This is a genomic window from Amycolatopsis thermophila, assembly GCF_030814215.1.
In the GTDB taxonomy this organism is placed as follows: Bacteria; Actinomycetota; Actinomycetes; order Mycobacteriales; family Pseudonocardiaceae; genus Amycolatopsis_E; species Amycolatopsis_E thermophila.
Genome location: NZ_JAUSUT010000001.1, coordinates 265,185 through 284,407 on the forward strand (window position 1 = coordinate 265,185; position 19,223 = coordinate 284,407).

The 19,223-nt window shown below is 72.4% G+C and carries 25 protein-coding genes; 6 read left to right on the top strand and 19 right to left on the bottom strand.

Annotated features, from left to right (window positions below; translation table 11 throughout):
• Window positions 1-89: 89 nt before the first annotated feature.
• Both FB470_RS01105 and FB470_RS01110 read right to left on the bottom strand, forming a co-directional pair.
• Window positions 90-680 (bottom strand): nucleotidyltransferase family protein, encoded by a 591-nt coding sequence (locus FB470_RS01105; protein ID WP_306987985.1) that lies wholly within the window; start codon window positions 678-680, stop codon window positions 90-92.
• A gap of 20 nt (window positions 681-700) precedes the next feature.
• Entirely contained in the window at window positions 701-1,813 is a 1,113-nt protein-coding gene (locus FB470_RS01110; RefSeq protein WP_306987986.1) for an IS630 family transposase, read from the bottom strand.
• Window positions 1,814-2,128: 315 nt separating this feature from the next.
• On the opposite strand from FB470_RS01110, the gene hisS reads away from it, so the two are divergent.
• On the top strand, window positions 2,129-3,415 hold the full coding sequence (gene hisS, locus FB470_RS01115; RefSeq protein WP_306987987.1) for a histidine--tRNA ligase: 1,287 nt from the start codon (window positions 2,129-2,131) through the stop codon (window positions 3,413-3,415).
• Window positions 3,416-3,677: 262 nt separating this feature from the next.
• Here the strand turns inward: hisS and FB470_RS01120 are convergent, their stop codons facing one another.
• Entirely contained in the window at window positions 3,678-4,310 is a 633-nt protein-coding gene (locus FB470_RS01120; protein WP_306987988.1) for an SRPBCC family protein, read from the bottom strand.
• A complete protein-coding gene (locus FB470_RS01125; protein ID WP_306987990.1) occupies window positions 4,270-4,653 on the bottom strand; it encodes an ArsR/SmtB family transcription factor in 384 nt (127 codons plus the stop codon). The genes FB470_RS01120 and FB470_RS01125 overlap by 41 nt, the downstream gene beginning before the upstream one ends.
• A 154-nt stretch (window positions 4,654-4,807) precedes the next feature.
• Between FB470_RS01125 and FB470_RS01130 the strand changes: the two genes are divergently transcribed.
• Both FB470_RS01130 and FB470_RS01135 read left to right on the top strand, forming a co-directional pair.
• On the top strand, window positions 4,808-5,158 hold the full coding sequence (locus tag FB470_RS01130) for an ArsR/SmtB family transcription factor (RefSeq protein ID WP_306987991.1): 351 nt from the start codon (window positions 4,808-4,810) through the stop codon (window positions 5,156-5,158).
• Window positions 5,142-5,624, top strand: a complete 483-nt coding sequence (locus tag FB470_RS01135; protein WP_306987992.1) for an SRPBCC family protein — start codon at window positions 5,142-5,144, stop codon at window positions 5,622-5,624. Before FB470_RS01130 ends, FB470_RS01135 begins: the two co-directional genes overlap by 17 nt.
• 2 nt (window positions 5,625-5,626) lie before the next feature.
• Here the strand turns inward: FB470_RS01135 and FB470_RS01140 are convergent, their stop codons facing one another.
• Together FB470_RS01140 and FB470_RS01145 are read right to left on the bottom strand one after the other, a co-directional pair.
• Entirely contained in the window at window positions 5,627-6,292 is a 666-nt protein-coding gene (locus FB470_RS01140; protein ID WP_306987994.1) for an HAD family hydrolase, read from the bottom strand.
• A gap of 44 nt (window positions 6,293-6,336) precedes the next feature.
• Window positions 6,337-7,398, bottom strand: coding sequence for an aldo/keto reductase (locus FB470_RS01145; RefSeq protein WP_306987996.1), 1,062 nt, complete (start codon window positions 7,396-7,398; stop codon window positions 6,337-6,339).
• Between the two features lie 116 nt (window positions 7,399-7,514).
• Here FB470_RS01145 and FB470_RS01150 point away from each other — a divergent pair, with 116 nt between their 5' ends.
• Window positions 7,515-8,378, top strand: a complete 864-nt coding sequence (locus FB470_RS01150) for a helix-turn-helix transcriptional regulator (protein ID WP_306987998.1) — start codon at window positions 7,515-7,517, stop codon at window positions 8,376-8,378.
• On the opposite strand, the gene FB470_RS01155 is transcribed toward FB470_RS01150, so the two are convergent.
• Genes FB470_RS01155 through FB470_RS01175 form a run of 5 tightly spaced genes read right to left on the bottom strand, consistent with a single transcriptional unit; the run spans window position 8,341 to window position 11,336 of the window.
• Window positions 8,341-8,742, bottom strand: coding sequence for a hypothetical protein (locus tag FB470_RS01155; protein ID WP_306988000.1), 402 nt, complete (start codon window positions 8,740-8,742; stop codon window positions 8,341-8,343). The genes FB470_RS01150 and FB470_RS01155 overlap by 38 nt on opposite strands.
• Complete coding sequence (locus FB470_RS01160; RefSeq protein ID WP_306988001.1) at window positions 8,742-9,428, bottom strand: methyltransferase domain-containing protein; 687 nt, start codon at window positions 9,426-9,428, stop codon at window positions 8,742-8,744. Before FB470_RS01160 ends, FB470_RS01155 begins: the two co-directional genes overlap by 1 nt.
• Complete coding sequence (locus FB470_RS01165; protein ID WP_306988003.1) at window positions 9,428-10,159, bottom strand: DUF2071 domain-containing protein; 732 nt, start codon at window positions 10,157-10,159, stop codon at window positions 9,428-9,430. The genes FB470_RS01160 and FB470_RS01165 overlap by 1 nt, the downstream gene beginning before the upstream one ends.
• Entirely contained in the window at window positions 10,156-10,992 is an 837-nt protein-coding gene (locus FB470_RS01170; RefSeq protein ID WP_306988005.1) for a hypothetical protein, read from the bottom strand. Before FB470_RS01170 ends, FB470_RS01165 begins: the two co-directional genes overlap by 4 nt.
• The gene (locus FB470_RS01175; protein ID WP_306999010.1) at window positions 10,962-11,336 is read right to left on the bottom strand and encodes a DoxX-like family protein; all 375 of its coding nucleotides are present in this window, start codon (window positions 11,334-11,336) and stop codon (window positions 10,962-10,964) included. Before FB470_RS01175 ends, FB470_RS01170 begins: the two co-directional genes overlap by 31 nt.
• A gap of 337 nt (window positions 11,337-11,673) precedes the next feature.
• On the opposite strand from FB470_RS01175, the gene FB470_RS01180 reads away from it, so the two are divergent.
• Together FB470_RS01180 and FB470_RS01185 are read left to right on the top strand one after the other, a co-directional pair.
• Entirely contained in the window at window positions 11,674-11,862 is a 189-nt protein-coding gene (locus tag FB470_RS01180; RefSeq protein WP_306988006.1) for an antitoxin, read from the top strand.
• Window positions 11,863-11,961: 99 nt separating this feature from the next.
• The gene (locus FB470_RS01185; protein ID WP_306988008.1) at window positions 11,962-12,882 is read left to right on the top strand and encodes an MBL fold metallo-hydrolase; all 921 of its coding nucleotides are present in this window, start codon (window positions 11,962-11,964) and stop codon (window positions 12,880-12,882) included.
• Between the two features lie 3 nt (window positions 12,883-12,885).
• Here FB470_RS01185 and FB470_RS01190 read toward each other — a convergent pair whose 3' ends face one another.
• From FB470_RS01190 to FB470_RS01225, 8 genes are all read right to left on the bottom strand, one after another.
• On the bottom strand, window positions 12,886-13,311 hold the full coding sequence (locus FB470_RS01190) for a PPOX class F420-dependent oxidoreductase (RefSeq protein ID WP_306988010.1): 426 nt from the start codon (window positions 13,309-13,311) through the stop codon (window positions 12,886-12,888).
• A gap of 35 nt (window positions 13,312-13,346) precedes the next feature.
• Window positions 13,347-13,520, bottom strand: coding sequence for a hypothetical protein (locus FB470_RS01195; protein WP_306988012.1), 174 nt, complete (start codon window positions 13,518-13,520; stop codon window positions 13,347-13,349).
• A 303-nt stretch (window positions 13,521-13,823) separates the two neighbouring features.
• Window positions 13,824-14,417 carry a TetR/AcrR family transcriptional regulator gene (locus FB470_RS01200; RefSeq protein ID WP_306988014.1) on the bottom strand — a complete coding sequence of 198 codons (594 nt, stop codon included), beginning with the start codon at window positions 14,415-14,417 and terminating at the stop codon, window positions 13,824-13,826.
• Between the two features lie 76 nt (window positions 14,418-14,493).
• Window positions 14,494-15,798 carry an ABC transporter substrate-binding protein gene (locus FB470_RS01205; protein WP_306988016.1) on the bottom strand — a complete coding sequence of 435 codons (1,305 nt, stop codon included), beginning with the start codon at window positions 15,796-15,798 and terminating at the stop codon, window positions 14,494-14,496.
• Between the two features lie 9 nt (window positions 15,799-15,807).
• Entirely contained in the window at window positions 15,808-16,860 is a 1,053-nt protein-coding gene (locus tag FB470_RS01210; RefSeq protein ID WP_306988017.1) for a branched-chain amino acid ABC transporter permease, read from the bottom strand.
• A 2-nt stretch (window positions 16,861-16,862) separates the two neighbouring features.
• On the bottom strand, window positions 16,863-17,741 hold the full coding sequence (locus FB470_RS01215; RefSeq protein ID WP_306988019.1) for a branched-chain amino acid ABC transporter permease: 879 nt from the start codon (window positions 17,739-17,741) through the stop codon (window positions 16,863-16,865).
• Window positions 17,741-18,448 carry an ABC transporter ATP-binding protein gene (locus tag FB470_RS01220; protein WP_306988021.1) on the bottom strand — a complete coding sequence of 236 codons (708 nt, stop codon included), beginning with the start codon at window positions 18,446-18,448 and terminating at the stop codon, window positions 17,741-17,743. The genes FB470_RS01215 and FB470_RS01220 overlap by 1 nt, the downstream gene beginning before the upstream one ends.
• Window positions 18,441-19,220, bottom strand: a complete 780-nt coding sequence (locus FB470_RS01225; RefSeq protein WP_306988022.1) for an ABC transporter ATP-binding protein — start codon at window positions 19,218-19,220, stop codon at window positions 18,441-18,443. Before FB470_RS01225 ends, FB470_RS01220 begins: the two co-directional genes overlap by 8 nt.
• Between the last annotated feature and the right edge of the window lie 3 nt (window positions 19,221-19,223).

Sequence of the window (19,223 nt, forward strand, 5' to 3'; positions counted from 1 at the left end):
CGCTCCCATGCCCACTGCCGGCCGGCAACCAGGCAGAGCCCCGGCGCGCCATCCACCGCACGCGCTCGCCCCGGCACCACCCGCGGCCGCTATTCCGACCAGGGCAGCACCACCAGCTCGGGCCACCGCTCCTGCCACCGCCGCGCCTTGGCCTCGTACACGTGCCGCGGCGCGAGCACCGGGTTGGGCCGGACGACCAGGTTGAACACGTCGGCCAGCCCGTGCGGCGCGTACACCCGCCACCGTCCGCCGGCCGACTGGCGGACGCCGACGCAGCAGGTCGTCGCCTCGAAGGAGTCGATCGCGGCCTCCGTGGAAGGGTACGGGCGGCACGGCACGCCGAACCGCGACTCGTACCACAGGTGGACCCGTGCTTCGTTGCGGATCTCCACCACCGCGGGCAGGTCGCCGAACACCCCGGCGCCCGCCGTGATCGCCGCGTTCTCGGCGGCCCAGCTCAGGTCGCGGTCGTCGAAGTAGACGAGGTCGTAGTCCCGGATGCCGTACGCCGGCGGGCGGCCGGTCACCACGTTCCACACCGTCTGCACCACACAGCCCGCCGCCAGGTACCAGCCCGGCAGGTCGAGCACCGCCGCGCGGGTCAGGACCTCCGTCAGCAGCTCGTTGCGCCTCAGCGCCGCGCGGAGGGCGTCGAGCTGCCGGAGGCCCTCGGTGTCCACCGACCCTGTCTAGTGCCTCGTCAGGCAACGTTCGGTAGGTAATCAGGCCTGCGGATCTTGGATTCGGGGGCGAAGCGTCGTTTCGGTCGGGCGTGGCGATTGGCCCAGCGGATGTAGCCGGCGATAGCGGTCTCCTGCGCGGTGTGGGAGGGGTAGTCGCTGCCGTCGAGGGTGAAGTAGCGCAGCGCGGTGAACTCCGACTCGATCCAGTTCAGCCAGGAGGCGTGGGTCGGGGTGAACACCAGCTCGACATCGTGGTTGGTGCACCAGGTGGCGATCTCGGCCTTGCGGTGCGGGGAGAAGTTGTCGCAGACGATGTAGAGCCACCCGGTCGGGAACCGGCGTCGGAGCTGGCGCAGGAAGGCGAGGAACTCCTGCCAGCGCTTGCGGTCGCGCAGTCGGTAGAACAGCTGACCTGAGGCCAAGTCGAGTCCGGCGAGCATGTGCCGGACCCCGCCGTAGCGGTTGTAGGTCGCCCGTAGCCGGGCCGGGCTCCCGGTGGGGAACCAGCCGCGGCCGGGGCGGGGTTGCAGGTTCAGCGGCCCGAACTCGTCCACGCAGATCACCCGGCCGCCATCGGGGATCTGTCCGGTGGCAGAGCGGTCGTAGAGGTCGAGGATGCGGTGCATCTTCTCGCTGAACTGCGGGTCTGGACTGGCCTTCCAGGTCTTGGTGGCCTGCCAGCGCACCCCGGCCGCCCGCAGGATCTGCCGGACCGTCTCGGCGCTGGCTATGATCCGATGCCGGTCGTGGAGATGCTCGGCCAGCTTCGACAGGCTCCACGTGGTGAACGGCAGCCCGGCGTGCTGTGGTGGGGTCCGGGCGACCCGGCAGATCAGTTCGCGGGCGTGGGGGCCGAACTTAGGAGGTCGGCCCCCGCTCCATTTTGGGTCTAGCGCCGCGAACCCCTGGGTGTTGAACGCGTGGATCACCTCCCGCGCGTACTGCGGCTTGGCCGCGAACATCGCCGCCGCCTCGGCCGCGCTGCGGCCCTGCACCGACGCAAGCACGATCCCCGCCCGCCGCAGCCGGACCCGGTCCCGCGCCGTCCTGGTGATCTTGACCAAACGCTCGGCCTCATCCGGAGTGAGCGCCCGAACGAAGACCTCGGGCTGTCGCGGCACGTCCACCACCTCCGGCAGACAGCTTTCAGCACCTGACCGGAACCGATCAAACCGGCCCGTTACGTCCCCGACCTTCCTGGACGAGGCACTAGCACGGTCCGCGGATTTTTCCGCCACCGCTGGTTTGACTTCTCCTACGGGGGGTAGTCACCTCCCGGAGTCGCAATCCGGTGGTCGTGCAGGGGTGCCGTCGGATGGAGCAGGAAGCCCCGGCCCACCTCCCCCTCGGCGGGCCGGGGCTTCCGTCTGTCCAGGGGTCCCGCACGGGCGCCGGCGGCGGCGCGGGACAATGGCAGGCGCACCCGAGCAGCAAAGGACCGATTCATGGCGAAGGCCGCCGAGCCACCTTCAGGTACCCGCGACTTCCTGGCCGACGACGTGCGCCGCCGGAAGGCCGCCTTCGACACCGTCAGCGCGGTCTTCGAGCGCTACGGCTTCGACCCCCTGGAGACCCCGGCCTTCGAACGCCTCGAGGTGTTCGCCGGCAAGCTCGGCGACGACGCCTCGGCCCTGATCTTCAAGATCCTCAAGCGCGGGGTGCACGAGGCCAGCGGCGAGGCCGACCTCGCGCTGCGCTACGACCACACCGTCCCGCTCGCCCGGGTCATCGGCACCTACGGCAGCCGGCTCCCCTCGCCCTACAAGCGCTACGCGATCGGCCCGGTGTGGCGCGCGGACCGCCCGGCGCAGGGCCGCTTCCGCGAGTTCGTGCAGTGCGACATCGACACGGTCGGCTCGTCCTCCCCCCTCGCCGACGCCGAGACCGTCTGGGCGCTCAACGACGCCCTGACCGCCCTGGGCGTCGAGGACTTCCGGTTCCTGGTCAACAGCCGTCAGGCGCTGCACGGCCTGCTCGAGGCGTACGGCGTCCCCGAGGAGGCGGGCACGAAGGTGCTCGGCAGCCTCGACAAGCTGGACAAGGCCACCCCGGACGCGGTGATCGCCGAACTCGCCGACCGCGGGCTGCCGACCGAGACGGCGGAGAGCCTGGTGGGTGACGTCGTCGCCACCGACACCGACCGCATCCGCAAGCAGCTGGACACCACCGAGCGCGGCCGCGCGGGCCTCGCCGAGGTCGACAAGCTGCTGGAGCTCACGGCCGGCCTGCCGTCCGGGCGGGTCGTGTTCACGCCGCGGATGGTGCGCGGGCTGGACTACTACACGGGCCCGATCTTCGAGGTCACCGCCGCGGGCTACCCGGGCTCGATCTCGTCCGGCGGCCGCTACGACGGGCTGGTCGCGAAGCTGGGCGGCCCCGACCTGCCCGCGTGCGGCGGGTCGATCGGCCTGGAGCGCATCCTCGCGGGCCAGGCCGCGGCCGACGCCGAAGCGGGCGGCCTGGATGTGGCGCTCACCGTGCTCGGCGCCGAGGACGAGGTGCTGCGGCTGGCGAACCGGTTGCGCGCCGAGGGCCTGCGCACGGGCGTCTACCTGGGCACCTCGGGCAAGCTCGCGCGCCAGCTGAAGTGGGCCAACGACCAGCGGGCGCGCACGGTGCTGATCTACGGCCCGGCCGAGCAGGAGGCCGGCGAGGTGACCGTGCGGGACATGACTTCGGGCGACCAGACCCGCGTCCCGGTCGACGAGGTCCCGGCCCACCTGCGCCGGTAGTTCCCGGCCGCTCCCGCTTCGCCGCCGTCACCAGCCGCCCCGAGCCGGTGCGACCTCCTCGCTACGGCGCCGGCGACGGCATCGGCCGCGCCCGGGCCTCGGCGAGCACCTCCTCCTCGTCCGCCAGACCCGGGACGCCACCGCCGACCCTGGTCAACCGGGTCACCGTGACGATCAAGGAGCCGGCTGGGGGCCCGTCGCCGCGCGGTGCCGGGCCTCCTGCCTCCGCCCGGAACATGTCCCACCGGAGACCCGGGACGCCCTACTCGGTCGGACCGCCGGCCAGGTCGGGGGCGAACTGCGCCATCGAGACCTGCGCCGCCGCGCTGATCTCCTCCGCGGTGGCCGTGCCGGAATCCTCGACCACGGTGCTCCACGCCTGCACCGAGCCGGCGCAGAACTCCTGGCTTTCGCGGGAATTGGCGGCCGCCACCGGGTCCTCGGCGATCTCGCCGGCGAAGTACAGCGCCAGGGCCAGCAGCGCGCCGTCCCAGCCGGGGCCCACGAACAGCGCCCCCGCGCCGCTCTGCGCGATCTCGATCGGCACCGTGTGCTCCAGCTGGAAGTCGGTGCTCTCGCCGTCCCCGGTCAGGCGCACCTCGACGATGCTGGACGGCCCGCCGAACGTCACCTTCAGCAGCCGGGGCGCGTCGCACGTGAGGATTTCGCCGCCCGCGTTGCCCTCGAGCTGGAACGAGCCGCCCTCGCGCAGGTCGCCGGTCAGCGGCAGGAACCACCGGCGCACCCTGGCCGGGTCGGTGACCGCGTCCCAGACGTCCTCGACGGTGGCGTCGTAGCGGCGCCGCAGCACGACGGTGACCGTCTCGCCGCCGGACGTCGTTCCGCGGCGGACCTCACGGTGGATCGCCTTCAGGTGGTTCGCGATGTCGAGCATGGTCTGTCTCCTGCCTGAGTCGTCGTTCCCGCTTGCCGCGGGCCAGCTCCGTGGCGAGGGCGTCGAGCGGCTGGTCCCAGATGTGGCGGAACCGCTCCAGCCACTCCCCGGCTTCGCGCAGCGGCTCGGAGTTCACCGCGTAGAGCCGCCGCGTCCCTTCCGTGCGCACGGTCGTGAAACCGCTTTCCCGCAGCACCCGCAGGTGTTGCGAGACCCCTGGCTGCGAGATGCCGAACTCCGCCCGGATGTCCGCGGCGATGGCCCCCGAGGGCCGTTCGCCGTCCGCCAGGAGCTCCAGGATCCGCCGGCGAACCGGGTCGCCCAGCACATCGAACGCGTGCACGGCCCGAGTGTCTCAGTGCGTACTTATATAAGTCAAGACTTAAACCCCGGATCGGCTTAGACGCACTCCGTTATCCAGGAACCCGCCCTTGACAATCGCCGCGGTGACGAGCTTAGGTAACCAAGTAGTTAGATAACCGATTGGTTCGATACGCATGGCAACGGATCCCCTGAGCGTCACCTTCGCGGCGCTGGCCGACCCGACCCGCCGCGCGATCCTCGCGCGGCTCGCCGACGGGCCGGCGACCGTGAAGGAACTGTCGGAGCCCTTCGCGATGAGCGGGCCCGCCGTGTCCAAGCACCTGCGTGTGCTGGAGAAGGCCGGCCTGATCACGCGGGGCCGGGAGGCGCAGTGGCGTCCCTGCTCGCTCGAAGCGACCCCGTTGCGCGAGGTCGCCGAGTGGGCCGAGGGCTACCGGCGCTTCTGGGACGCCAGTTACCAGCGGCTCGACCGCTACCTGAAAACCCTGCAGGACAAGGAGAATCCCGATGAGCACGAGCAATGAGACCACGCGGTTCAGCACCCCGTCGGACACCGAGATCGTCGCCGTGCGGGTGTTCGACGCGCCGCGCACCCTGGTCTGGGACGTGTGGACGAAGCCCGAGCACGTGCGCCAGTGGCAGCTCGGCCCGGACGGCTGGACGATGCCGGTGTGTGAGATAGACCTGCGCCCCGGCGGGAGATGGCACTACGTGTGGCGCGGCGACGACGGTGCCGAGTTGTCGATGACCGGCGAGTTCCGCGAGGTGTCCCCGCCGGAGCGCCTGGTCAACACGGAGAACTGGGGCGGTGACTGGCCGGAGGCGGTGGTGACGGTCGAGTTCACCGAGGACGACGGCCGCACCACCGCCACCACCACGGTCGTCTACCCGTCGAAGGAGGCCCGCGACGCCGCGACGGCCACCGGGATGAAGGACGGGTGGAACGCCGGCCTCGACCGCATGGCCGGCTACCTCGCCACCCTGCGCTGAGGTCAGCGACCGGACGGCTCACCGAAGGGCAGGTCGTCCAGGTTCGCGCGGAGTTCGTGCAGGTCGGAGAAGGTGCGGGCGGCGCCGTTGTCCGTCAGCTCGGCGGCGCCGAACCCGCCGGTCAGCAGCCCGGCCGAGGGCAGGCCGATCCGGTTCGCGGCGACGCAGTCCCACACCGAGTCGCCGATGACCACGGCCTGCTCGCCCCGCACCTTCTCCAGCGCGACCTCCAGCAGGTCCGGTTCCGGTTTGGTGGCCTCGACGTCCTTGGAGCTGGTCCAGTCCCCCGCCAGTTCGCGGCCGTCGATGAGGTCGAGGTAGTGGTCGACGTGGTCGGGTTTGCCGGAGCTGGCCAGCACCACCCGGTACCCGGCGTCGTTGGCGGCCCGCAGCAGCTCGTGCGCGCCGTCGAGGGCGCACACCTCGGGCAGCATCCCGTCGACCAGTTCCTTCCACTTGGCCCGGACGTCGTCGCCGCAGGAGTCCTCGACCTCCTGGCCGGCGACCTCGGGCACGAGCTGGTCGCCGCCCATCCCGATGGCGCGGTGGATCCGCCACACCGGCACGGTCACGCCGTAGGTGCGGAACGCGCGGAACCAGGCGAGCGCGTGGTGGTAGTTCGTGTCCACCAGCGTGCCGTCCACGTCGAGCACGAGAACCTTGGCCATGCCGGACGGGGTGCCCACGGCGACCGGCCGGGAAACGCCCACGCTCAGCGGCGGGTGTCGATCGTGAGGTCGCCCTGGGTGACGGTGCGGATGTGGTCACCGGCGAGCATGGCGTGCGGGTAGCCGAGGTCGATCGCGCTGACTTCGTCGAGCCGCGCCAGCTGGGCGGCGGTGAACCCGACCTCCAGCGCGCCCAGGTTGTCCGCCAGCTGCGCGGGCGTGCGGGCGCCGACGATCGGTGCCGTCACGGCCGGGTTCTGCAGGGTCCAGGCCAGTCCGACCTGGGCGGGTGTGCGGCCGAGGTCCGCGGCGACCTCGCGCAGGACTTCGGCGATGTCCAGGTTGCGTGCGGTGACCGTGCCCAGGCCGGAGTTGAAGCTCTTGCGGGTGCCGTCGGCCGCGAAGTGCGTGGCGGCCAGGTCGTCGCGGCTGTACTTGCCGGTGAGCACGCCGCCGGCCAGCGGCGAGTACGGAACCACCCCGAGACCCATCTCCCGTGCCATCGGGATCAGGTCGCGCTCCCCGGTGCGCTCGGCCAGGTTGTACTCGATCTGCAGCGCGACCAGCGGCGCCCAGCCGCGAAGGTCGGCGATCGCCTGCATGCGCGACACTTGCCACGCGGGCACGTTGGACATCCCCAGGTACAGGACCTTCCCCTGCCGGACCAGGTCGTCCATGCCACGCAGGATCTCCTCGACCGGTGTCGTGGAGTCCCACACGTGCAGGTAGAGCAGGTCGAGGTAGTCCGTGCCGAGGTGCCGCAGGCTGGCTTCCACCGACGCGAGCAGGCTCTTGCGGTGCGCGCCACCGGAGTTGGGGTCGCCGGGCCGGCGCAGCGTCGTGTACTTCGTCGCCAGCACCAGGCTTTCGCGCCTGCCCCGGGCGAATTCGCCCAGCAGGCGCTCGGAGCTGCCGTCGGTGTAGGTGTTGGCGGTGTCGATGAAGTTGCCGCCGCGCTCGACGTAGGTGTCGAACAGCTTGCGCGCGTCGTCCCGCTCGGCGCCCCAGCCCCACTCGGTGCCGAAGGTCGCCGCGCCCAGCGCCAGCGGTGAGACCCGCAGCCCGGAGCGGCCCAGCAGCCGGTAGGTGTCGAGGGTGAGCGTCATGGTGTCCTCCCGTGCTCGTGATCGTTGCCGGGGACGAGTCTGTGATCACCCCGAGCCGGGGGTAAGGGAAGGAAGATCCTGGGAAGAGCAGTCCCACCCGGGATGTTGGACCGGAGGTGATCAGCAGCACCGTGGAGCTGGCCGCGTTCCTGCGGAACCGGCGCGAACGCCTGGACCCCGGCGAGTTGGGCCTGCCGTCCCGTCGGCAGGCGCGGCGGACCCCAGGACTGCGGCGCGAAGAGGTCGCCGAACTGGCCGGGATCAGCGTCGACTACATCGTGCGGCTGGAACAGGCTCGCGGGCTGCGGCCCTCGGTGGACGTGGTGGAGGCGCTGGCCCGGGCGCTGCGCCTGGCCCCCGACGAACGCGCCTACCTGTTCGACCTGGTCCAGCAGCGGCCGCGCGGGACCGGCAAGCCGGCCACCACTGCCGCGCCGTCGCTGGCCCGGCTGGTCGCCGACCTGTCGCCGCGACCGGCCATGCTGATGAACCACCGCTATGACATCCTGGCCTGGAACGGCGAAATGACGCGGTTGCTCGTCGACTTCCAAAGCCTGCCACCGTCGCAGCGCAACGTGATGTGGTTGTGCCTGATGCACCCCGGGATGCGCGAGTTCTACGTCGACCGCGAACGCGTCGTGCGCGAGGGGATCGCCCACTTGCGCGCGGCGTGGGCCGCGCACCCGGAGGACCAGGCGTTGACCGACCTGATCGCCGAGTGCATCGCCGGTGACGAGCAGTTCGCGCGGCTGTGGGCCGAACGGGACGTCAAGGTCAACGGCCGCGGGCGCAAGGTGGTGCGGCACCCCGAGGCGGGCGAGGTCGCGGTGGAGTTCGAGACGCTCAAGCCACTCCAGGACCCGGACCAGCTGCTGGTGATCTACCGCGCCGCGGACGAGGAGAGCCGGTCTGCCCTGGACCGGTTGTTCGCACGAGGTCCGGTCACCGCGTCAGGAGGGCGGTCAGCGGAACCGCGGTGAGCCAGGCCCAGCCCGCCACACCGGCCACGTGCGCGGCCCGCCACGCGACCGGAGCACCACGCACCACGCGGCCGACGAGCAGCAGTTCGCACAGCCAGCGCGCACCCCAGAACACCGTCTGCGCGGTCAGCACGATCCCGGCGAGCGCGCCGGGCGCGAGCAGCTCGTCGACCGGCCACAGCAGGACGCCGAGGACGACGCAGGTCAGCCCGATGAACCCGGTGTGCAGTCCGACGACGAGCCGGGACAGGGGACTGGCCGCGACGAGGTCGGCGGGCCACCCGAGCAGCCGCGGCAGCAGGAGATGAGCCACCCCGAGCGCGATCGCGACCGTGCCGGCCAGGCGCATCTGCAGTTCGAGCATCACGGCGCCTCGAACGCGGTCGCGGTGACCAGCGGGGTCCGCCGCACCCGGGCGACCGCGACGAGACCGGCCCGCGCCGCCACCCGGTCCCACTCCGCGTGCGGGTAGAAGTGCCAGGCGCTCGGGCCGAACGCGAGCACGTTCGGCAGGTCGCGGTGGTGCTCGACCAGCACGAGCCGTCCGCCGCGGCGCAGCACCCGCCGCGCCTCGCGGAACAGCGCCTCCCGCCCGCTGGCGGTGCGCAGCTCGTGCGCGGCCAGCACCGCCAGCACGACGTCGGCCGAACCGGTCGCCACCGGGAGTGCCTGCGGCCGCACCGGGACCGCACGCGCCGGGTACCTCCGCCGTGCCCGGCGGATGGACGCCTCGCTGGGGCCGCGCGGGTCGAGCACGTCCAGCACCACGCCGGTGGAACCGGGCAGCACGGCGGGCAGTGCCGGGGACACTTCGTCGAAACCCGCGGTCACCAGCACGTGCCGGCGGACCGGATCGGGCAGCACGGGCCGCAGCCACGTCCAGCGGTAGAGGCCGGAGACGTCGTAGACCCACCACGAGGCGGCCAGGCTCGCGATCGTGAACCACGCTGCCCCGGCTCGCACCGGTTTCGGCACGGGCGCCAGGGCCACCACCGCGCCGGCGAGCACCTTGGGCCAGTTGAACGCCAGGACCTGGGCCACCCCGCGCATCACCGCAGCTCACCCCGGTGCCACCCGTAGTCCACATCGGACACGTGAAACGCGTTGGCCAGCACCGGTTCGCCGAAGCGGCGCAGGAAAGCCACGCCGTGCGACCGGATCGCGACCGGCTCGGGCCGCCACGCGCTCCGGAACGCCTTGACCACCACGATGCCCCGCTTCTCCGGCGAGAACGTGTACGGCAGCGGCCCGGCGAAGCGCCGGGCGTCGGCCGCGGTGGCGAACACCTCGTCCCACACCGGTTCCCGATCGCCGAGGTCGGCCGCGACGTCGAGATCGCCCTGCCCGTCACGGGATGTCACCGTGAACCGCAGCGCGTCCCCGTCGCGGGAGACCCGCGCCCCGCTGCGGTGGTAGTGGTAGCCGGTGAGGACGTTGCCGCCGAGGGCGAGCAGCGTGCGGTCGGTGTCGCTGCGCAGGATCTTCAGACCGCGCATGGTTTTACCGCCCGGGGTGCGCATCCGGGCGAGGATCCGGTAGCCGGTCATCACCGAGCGGAACCCGAGCGGCGCGGGCACGCCCGACGGCCGGAGGTGCCGCAGCGCGACGAGGGCGACGGCGACGAAGGCGTGCTCGGTGCCGTCCGGGGCCGTGTAGGTGTCCGGGGTCAGCCGGTCGCCCAGCAACGGCGCGAGCCGCGCCGGCTCGACCGCGTAGGTCAGGACCAGCGAATGGTCGAACCTGGTCCGCATCGGCAGGGGATGCCTCGTCAACGCCGTCATACCGGTCTCCGTGCTTCGATGACGCCCCACAGCATCGAGCGGTCCGCGGGGCCGGGATCCTCGCCGGGGCGCGGTTGGCGGAACGAGCGCGACACGACCACTCCCCCGGGTCGCAGGGCGTGGCGCACGGCCTTCTCGAGGCGGGACGCGTACCGCGGGTCGGGGCCGTCGAGGATGTTCGACAGGGAGATGCCGCCGTACCAGCCGCGCGGCACCTGTTCGAGGTGGTCGGCGACGTCGGCGTGGACCAGCGTGGCCGGGGCGCGCAGGTCGCCGGCGAGTTCGTCCCGGCCCGCGAGCAGGCGCCACGCCCACGGGTTGTCCGCGGGGGCGTGCCGGCCGAGCCCGCGCCGCAGGCGGGTGAGCAGCACGCGGTCGAGGCGCGGCGGGATGGCGTGGCGGAAGCCCGGCAGCAGCAGGCCCAGCGGGGCGAGCCCGGCGGCCAGGAGCCCCCGCAGGCGCCGGGATGCCAGCAGCTCGGCGGGATCGCCGTGGCGGATGACCGGCTCGATGCGCCGCCACCGCGGGTCGAGCCCCCGGAGCACGGCGCGCCCGGCGGCGAGCAGGCGTTCCGCGCTGCCCGCGGCGGCGGGTGCGCCGGCGAGCCGCGCCCGGCAGTAGGCGAGCTGGACGGGGTTGATGTCGACGCCGGTGACCTCGAACCCGGCCCGGGCGAGGGCGGACACGGTCTCCCCGGCGGCGGCGATGGCGAGCACCCGGCCGCGGGGAAACGCGCGCACCTCGACGTCCGGGTCCTCGTAGCCCCAGCCGAACAGCAGGCTGCGCCACCCCTCCCACGGGTTCACCGGCGCCTCCGGGTCGCCACGAGCCATGCCAGGACGAGCAGGACGATGTTCTGCAGCACCAGGTCGAGGGGTTCGGTGATGTTCCCGCCGCCGAACGCGATCCCGCCCGTGTTGAACCCGGCCAGCAGCGCGGTCTGGACGGCCGCGGCGGTGCGTGGCGTCCACCCGGTCAGCACCCACATGCCCAGAGCGATCTCGGCGAGTCCGATGAGCACGAGCAGCACCGCCGCGTACCGGCCGAGCACGGGGACCGACTGGACGACGGCCCGTTCGTCGGGGCGGGCGCCGAGCAGCTTGGCGACCAGGCCCTCGTAGATCCAGACGGCGGCCACCGCCCCCGGCGGCACCCAGCGAGCCACCCACTCCCCCATGCGCACCAGGTGACTCTAGATCCCGAACGGCGGACGGCACGGCTCGAACCCGTCGATCGTCACGCGGATCTCATCGCCATTGCGCGCAGCCGCGGCCCGAGGAGGGGAAACCGCCTCCCCGGCGCGGGCGACGGGGGGGCCGCGCCGGGCCGTCCGTCCAGCTGGTGCCGCCCGGGACGCCGAGGCCCAGCAGGCCTTCGCCGTTACCATCCACTGTGGATAACCCCGGTCGACCACGCGCGATCGCGCCACCCTCACGTGAGTGACCCGCGTCCGGGGGAGGCGCCGTTTCCGCCCGGTCTCGCCGGGTACGCGGGGCGGTGAGGAGGTAAGTGCCATGAACATGTTCGACAAGGCCAAGGACGCGCTGAGCAAGAACCCGGACAAGGCCGACCAGGGCATCGACAAGGCCGCGGAGGCCGCCAAGGGCCGGTTCGGCGAGCACGCCGACCAGATCGACCAGGCGTCCGAGAAGGCCAAGGACTACGTGCGCGGCCAGGGCCAGGAGCAGCCGCCCCCGCAGTGACGGGGTCCACAGTGTCCACAGCGGAGTGAGCCCTTCGGGACCGGATTCCCGGCCCGTTGGGCTCTTCTCCTGTCCTGCGGGATGCGGGATGCTGGGCCCATGTCCAGACCTGACCTGAACCCGGTGGCGCTGGCGCCCGGTGTCGTCGCCTTCCACCAGCCGCCCGGGGGCTGGTTCGTCAGCAACGCCGGTCTCGTCGTGGGCGCCGACGCGGCGCTGCAGGTCGACACCTTCGCGACCGAGCCGCTCAACCGGCGCCTGAACACCGCGATCGACGCCTACCTGGAGCCGGGCACACCCCGCACCGTGGCGCTGACCCACGCGCACGGCGACCACGCCCACGGCGCGGGCGCACTGGCGGCGCGGGGCGCGACGATCCTGGCCACCCCGCCCGCGGCGGGCGAGGTGCTGTCCGGGCCGCACACCTACGACATGCTGTTCAGCTGTGACTGGGGCGCCATCGACCCGCCGCCGGACGTCACGCCGGTGACCGAGCCGCGCACCGTAGACCTGGGCGGGACGTCGGCGGTGGTCGTGCCGGTGCCGGGGCCCGCGCACACGCACGGCGACCTGGTGGTGTGGCACGAGGAGTCGGGCACGCTGTTCACCGGCGACCTTCTGTTCCTCGGCGTCACGCCGCTGGCGATCTCCGGCTCGGTCGCCGGGTGGCTCGAGGCGCTGGACTGGCTGGAGACCTTCGGCGCGACGACCTACGTACCCGGCCACGGCCCGGTGACCGCGGCGGCGGAGAACCCCGTCGCGCCCGTACGGGAGTACTTCGAGTGGCTGCGGGAGGCGGTCGCCTCGTCGGCCGACTTCGCGGCGATCGAGCACGCCGCGCGCGAGCGCTGGCCGGACTGGCCCGCCGGCGAGCGGCACCGCGTCAACGCCCGGGTCGCGCACGCCCAGTCCCACGGTGGGCAGCTCGACTTCCCGGCCGGGGTCAAGGACCTCCTGACCAGCGCCGCCGCCCACGGCGAGCCGATGACCGAGACGGGCCTGATCCGCCTCGACCTCTGACGGTCAGCGGATCCGCTCGCCGTAGACGCGCTCGACCTTCAGCGTCATGAGCACCCGGCGGTCGGCGACCATCACCTGCCGGTACTCGTCCCAGTCCGGGTGCTCGCCCGCGGCGCGGCGGTAGTAGTCGACCAGCGCCTCCACTTCGGGGCCGTCCGGGTTTTCACCCGGACCGGTGAGGGTCACCGTGCCCTCGGCGGTCGCCCACGCCCAGCCGTCCGCGCTGGTGACCTCCAGCGCGGCGCGCGGGTCGCGGCGCAGGTTGCGCGTCTTGGCGCGCCCCTCGGTCATCGACACCAGGACGACCCCGGCGTCCCGGTCGTAGTAGGGCGTGACGGGCGAGAGCTGCGGCAGGCCGTTCGCCTTGATGGTGGCCAGGACGGCGAGCTTGCTCTGGGCGAGCAGTTCGTGCGGATCGAAGGAAGCCATGACCCCGATCATGCACCCTCACACCGGTGAGAGGGTCAACGCCGGAGGGCCGGCGCAGTGAGCCCGAGGGCGGCCGCGATCGCGACGGCGGCGACGGGGCCGGACGCGAGCGCGACCAGCGCGCCTCCGAGCAGCGGCCCGGCCGCCACGCCGACGCCCCCGGCCGCGGCCCACCAGCCCACCAGCCGGTGGCGGCCGTGGTCGTCCACCGCGGTCGCCGTGGCCAGGGCGAGCGCGCTGGGCAGCAGCAGTGCCGAGCCGGCCCCCCTGCGCGAGCCGCGCCAGGTCGAGGACGAGCATCGTCCCGGCCACCGCGCACATCGCCGAGGACGCGGTGAACACGACCAGGCCCGTGACGAAGGCGCGTTTGGCGCCGAGGGTGTCCGTGATCGCGCCCGCGCCCAGCATCACCGCGGCGAAGGAGAACGCCACGACGGTGTTCGATAGTCATGGAACAACTGGGGACGGAGTCCGACGGTCGTCGAACACCAGACGCGGGACCGCGGTCGCGATCAGGCGGAGGGGTAGAGGCGCCCCATCAGCTCGAGCACCTCGTCGATCATCTTGCGTGCCCTGGCCTTCGACGGCGCGGCCGCGACCTCGCGCCCCGCCTCGGTGGCCATCGCCGTCAGGCACAGCACCAGCATGTCCGACAGCGGCCGGGTGTGGCCGTTGACCAGCGTCGAGTTGGCGTGCAGCCATTCCCGGAACCGCCGGCGCGTGAGCAGCCCGAACCCGGCCGGCCCGCTGCCGGACAGGAAGATCCGAGCCAGCTGCCGCTCCTCCCAGCACCCCTCCAGGTAGGCGCGCGTGCCCGCGATGAACAGCCGCAGCGCGTCCTCCTCCCCCGCCGCCAGCGCGGTGCGGAACGCACGGGCCGACCGGTGCTGCTGCCGCTTCGTGTACTCGTCGTACAGCGTGATCCACAGGTCCGACTTGGCGGTGAAGTGGTGGTACAGGCTGCCGATGCTGGCCCCCGCCCGGTCGGCGATGTCGACCAGCTTCGCGTCCTCGTAACCGGAGGCGACGAACACCTCGCGTGCGGCGTCGAGCAGCGCGGCCCGCGTGATCTGGGCTCGCGTGCTCCCGGTGGTGGCCTCGGTCATGCTCCGATTGTGCCGGACCGCGGCGCGTGCGCCGGTCCCGGCGTGACGTGAGCCCCGCCGGGACGCGGCGTTCACCTCACGCTGCCGGGACGCCGTTGGCCGGCGCGGCCGGCTGCGGTGTCGTGTACGGCGTGACCGGGCCGTCGCCGTCGTCGGTGGTCAGCGGCGTGCCGGAGAACACCTGCTGCCCGCCGCGGATGGTCGAGATCTGGCCACCGGTGTAGCCGGCGTGGGAGTCCGGCCCGTACCGGAAGGGCACCAGGCCCGGCCCGGTGAACCCGCCCTTGTTCAGCGCGTCCAGCAGGCCCTGCCGCGTCAGGTTCTTCCCGGCCGCCTGCAGCACCTGCGCGAAGGTGTAGGCGTAGGACATCGCGTAGACGACGTTGCCGTCGAACGGCACGTTCGGGATGTAGGTGTCGTGGACCTTCTTGAACAGCTGGATCCACGAGTTGTCCGTGTCGCTGCCCGCCGGAAGGTAGGCGCTGCTGACCAGGCCCTCGATCAGGTCGGTGCCCTTGACCGACGCCCCGCTCTGCTTGGCGAAGTTCTCCAGCAGCCCGGACACCGTCACCGGGTCCGCGCCCACGCTGGAGGCGACCAGCTGCGGGGTGTAACCCAGCTTGAGCGCGGTCAGCTTGAACAGCGCGGTGTAGGCCGGGATCGCCTCCAGGACCACGACCTCCGCGCCGCTGCGCGCGATCGCCGACACCTGCGCCGCGACGTCGGTGTTGCCCGGCTGGTACGGCTGCCTGCTCACGACCAGGCTCTGGTCGATGAACTTGTCCAGGCCCTTCATGCCGTCGGCGCCGAAGTCGTCGTCCTGGTAGAAGTAGGCGACCTTCTTGCCGGCGAAGTTCTTCGCCACGTAGTCGCCGAGGATCTTGCCCTCGACGGTGTAGTCGGGCTGCCAGCCGTAGGTGTAGGGGTTCTTGCCGGGCTGGTCCCAGCAGGTGCAGCCGGAGGCGACGAACAGGTCCGGCACGCGCGAGCTGTTGAGGAAGTCGACGACCTTCGTGTGCGTCGGGGTGCCGAGCGCGCCGACCACGGCGAACACCTTGTCCTCCAGCACCAGCTGCTTGGTGAGGGTGACGGTGTTGGCCGGGTTGTAGCCGTCGTCGACGTACTTCAGGGTGATCTTGCGCCCGTTGATGCCACCGTTGGCGTTGATGTAGTCGAACATCGCCTTGGCCGCCGGACCCTGCTCGCTGTAGCCGGGCGCCGCGTTGCCGGTCAGCGGCAGGGTGCTGCCGATCAGCACCTCGGTGTCGGTCACGCCGGGCGTGCTGCCGCCGCCCGATCCCCCGCCGCCGCACGCCGTCAACGTGAGGGCGAGCGCCGCGGTCAGCGCGACCGCCGCGCGCGGGTGTCTGGACAGGACCATGTCGTCTCCTTAGATCTTCCGGTTACGGCGGAGCAGGCGGCCGATCCGGCGGACCCCCGACTGGATGCCGCCGGGAAAGGCCAGGATGACCAGGATCAGCACCAGTCCGTAGAGGACCAGCGGGATGTTGGCGTAGACCGCGCGCGGCAGGTTCGCCTGCTGCGCGAGGTCGGTGGACCAGGTGGGCAGCAGCGTCACGATCACCGCGCCGTACACGGCGCCGGCGAGGCTGCCGAGCCCGCCCAGCACGGCCGCGGTGAGCAGGGACAGCGACAGGGCCAGCGTGAACGCGCCCGGCGCGGCGAGGTTGTTGACGATCGCGAACAGCCCGCCCGCGAGCCCCGCGCACCCGGCGCTCACGCAGAACGCGAGGATCTGCGTACGGGCGACGGGCACGCCGGACAGGGCCGCGGCGTCCTCGTCCTCGCGCACCAGGCGCATGTCCCGGCCGAGGCGGCTGCGGCTGAGGTTGGCCAGCAGGAACAGCACGACCACCAGGCAGATGCCGCAGATCCAGGACTGCCACCGCTCCAGGGGGAACGACTCCCCCAGCGACAGCGGCGGCACCGGCGGGCTGACGATCAGGCCGTTCGCGCCGCCGAGGAGGTCACGCAGGCCGTGGTAGTCGGCCAGCGACGGCAGCCCGACCGCGAGCGCGAGCGTCGCACCGGCCAGGTACGGCCCGCGCAGCCGCGCCGCCGCCACCCCGACCAGCGCCCCGACCACCGCGGTGCCCGCGGTCGCCACGATCAGCACCGGCGCAAGGCTCCAGCCGGCGTTCTCCAGCAGCAGCGCGGAAGTGTAGGCGCCGACCGCGACGAACGCGCCGTGCCCGAGCGAGATCTGTCCACTGAGGCCGGACAACACCGTAAGCCCGGCGACCGCGATCGCCGTGTAGGCGATCTGGGCCAGCTGCAGGTTCGCGAACGGGTCCAGCGCGATCGACAGCAGCCAGAACCCGGCCAGCCCCAGCACCGCCCAGAACCCGTGCCGCAGCAGGGTCGAGCGCAGCCACAACGGGGGACGGCGCGTTTCCCCTTGCGGTGCCTGTGTTTCCGTCATCGTCATACCCGCCGCCTCGTTCCCGCGCCGAACAACCCGTGCGGCCGCACCATCAGCACCACGATGAGCACGACGAGCGCGCCCAGCGTCACGATGTCCGGGCCGAGGTAGCCCGAGACGAAACTGAGCACCAGGCCCAGCGCCAGCCCCCCGACGACCGCGCCCGGCGGGCTGTCCAGTCCCCCGATCACGGCGGCGGTGAACCCGAACACCAGCACCGCGTCGAACGCGGTCGGGCTGACGAACGTGCTGGGCGCGATCAGCACCCCCGCCACGGCACCGACCACGGCGGCCAGTGCCCAGCCGACCGTCAGCATCCGGCCGACGCGCACCCCCAGCAGGCGAGCCACCTCCGGCGCGAACGCCGACGCGCGCATCCGCAGCCCCACCGAGGTCCGGCGGAACACCACCGCCAGCACCGCCATCACGGTCAGCACCACCAGCACGATCCACAAGTCGTTGGGGGAGAACAGAACCTGGTGACCACCCACCTGGAAACCGGCGATGCCGAACGCCGGTGGATACGACTGCGGGGTGCCGCCGAACACCATCCCGGCGACGCCCTGCAGCCCGACGAGCAGGCCGAAGGTGACCACCACGGCGTCCAGCGGCGGCCGTTTCGCGACGGGGCGGATCAGCACCCGTTCCACGAGCGCGCCGAGCACCAGCCCGGCCACGACCGCGACGGCCAGCGCGAGCCAGTAGGACCCGCCGTGACTGACCACGGTGTAGCCGAGGAACGTCGTGATCATCATCATCCCGCCCTGCGCGAAGTTCACGATGCGGGTGGAACGCCAGATCAGCACCAGTGCCAGCGCGACCGCGGCGTACACCGCGCCGCTGGTGAGCCCGGCGAGGGTCAGGTCGAGGAAACGGCCCATCACATCTCCAGGTAGGCCCGGCGGACCCGGTCGTCGGCCGCCAGCCGGGCGGCTTCGTCGTCGGCGACCTTGCGGCCGACGTTGAGCACGACGGCGCGATCGGCGACCGACAGCGCGGTGCCCGCGTTCTGCTCGACCAGCAGCAGGGTCAGGCCGGTGTCGGCACGCAGGCCGCGCAGGGTCGCCACGATCTGCGCGGCCGTGCGCGGCGCCAGCCCGAGCGACGGCTCGTCGAGCAGCAGCAACTCGGGGCGGCTCATCAGGGCCCGGCCGATCGCGAGCATCTGCCGCTCACCGCCGGACAGGGTCTCCGCCCGCCGTCCGCGGCGCTGCGCCAGCGGCGGGAACAGCTCGAACATCCGGGCCACGCCGGTGCGCAGCCACGAGCGGTCCCGCCGCCACAGCCCGCCCAGCCGCAGGTTCTCCTCGACCGTCAGCTCGACGATCACACCGCGTCCCTCGGGGACGTGCGCGATGCCGGCACGCACCAGGTCTTCGGGTCCCCGGCGCGTGATGTCCTGCCCGTTGAGGCGCACCGACCCGGCTTTCGGCCGCAGCAGGCCGGACAGCGTGCGCAGCAGTGTGGTCTTGCCCGCGCCGTTCGCCCCGAGCACCGCGGTGATCGAGCCGCGCTCGACCGTCAGGTCGATGCCGTGCAGGGCGCGCACCGGCCCGTACTCGGCGACCAGGCCGCTCACCTCAAGCATCGGCGGCCACCGCTTCGCCCAGGTAGGCACGCTGCACGGCGGGGTCCTCCCGGACCACGGCGGGCGGCCCGGTGGCGATCACCTCGCCGAAATCGAGCACGACGAGCCGGTCGCAGAGGTTCATCACGAACTCCATGTGGTGCTCGACGAGCATGACGGTGGTGCGCTGCCGCAGCCCGCGCACGATGCCGGCCAGGTCGTCGATCTCAGCGGCCGACAGGCCGGCCGCGGGCTCGTCGAGCAGCAGCAACCGGGGTTCGCTGATCAGCGCGCGGGCCAGGGCGACGTGCTTGCGGATGCCGTAGGGCAGGCTCGCGCACGGGCGGTCCGCGACGTCGGAGATGCCGAACTCGTCGAGCATGGCGAGGGCCTGGTCGCGCAACCGCAGCTCGTGCCGCTCGGCCCACGGCGAGGCGAGCAGCGCCCCGACCGGCCCGGTGTGCGACCGGTGCGTCGCACCGGCGGCGACGTTGTCCAGCGCGCTGAGGTTGGGGAACAGCCCGAGCCCCTGCAGCGTGCGGGCGATGCCCAGCCGGGTCAGCCGGTGCGGGCGCGGCAGGAGCCGGTGGCCGTCGAACGCCAGCGTGCCGGAGTCCGGGCGGACGAACCCGCAGATCGTGTTGAACAGGGTCGTCTTGCCGGCGCCGTTGGGACCGATGACGCCGAGCACCTCCCCCTCGGCCACTTCGAGTGAGACCGTTTGGAGGACCTGCAATCCGCCGAAGGAGACGTTCAGTTCGTCCACTCGCAGCAAGGGAGCTTCCTGCGCCATTTC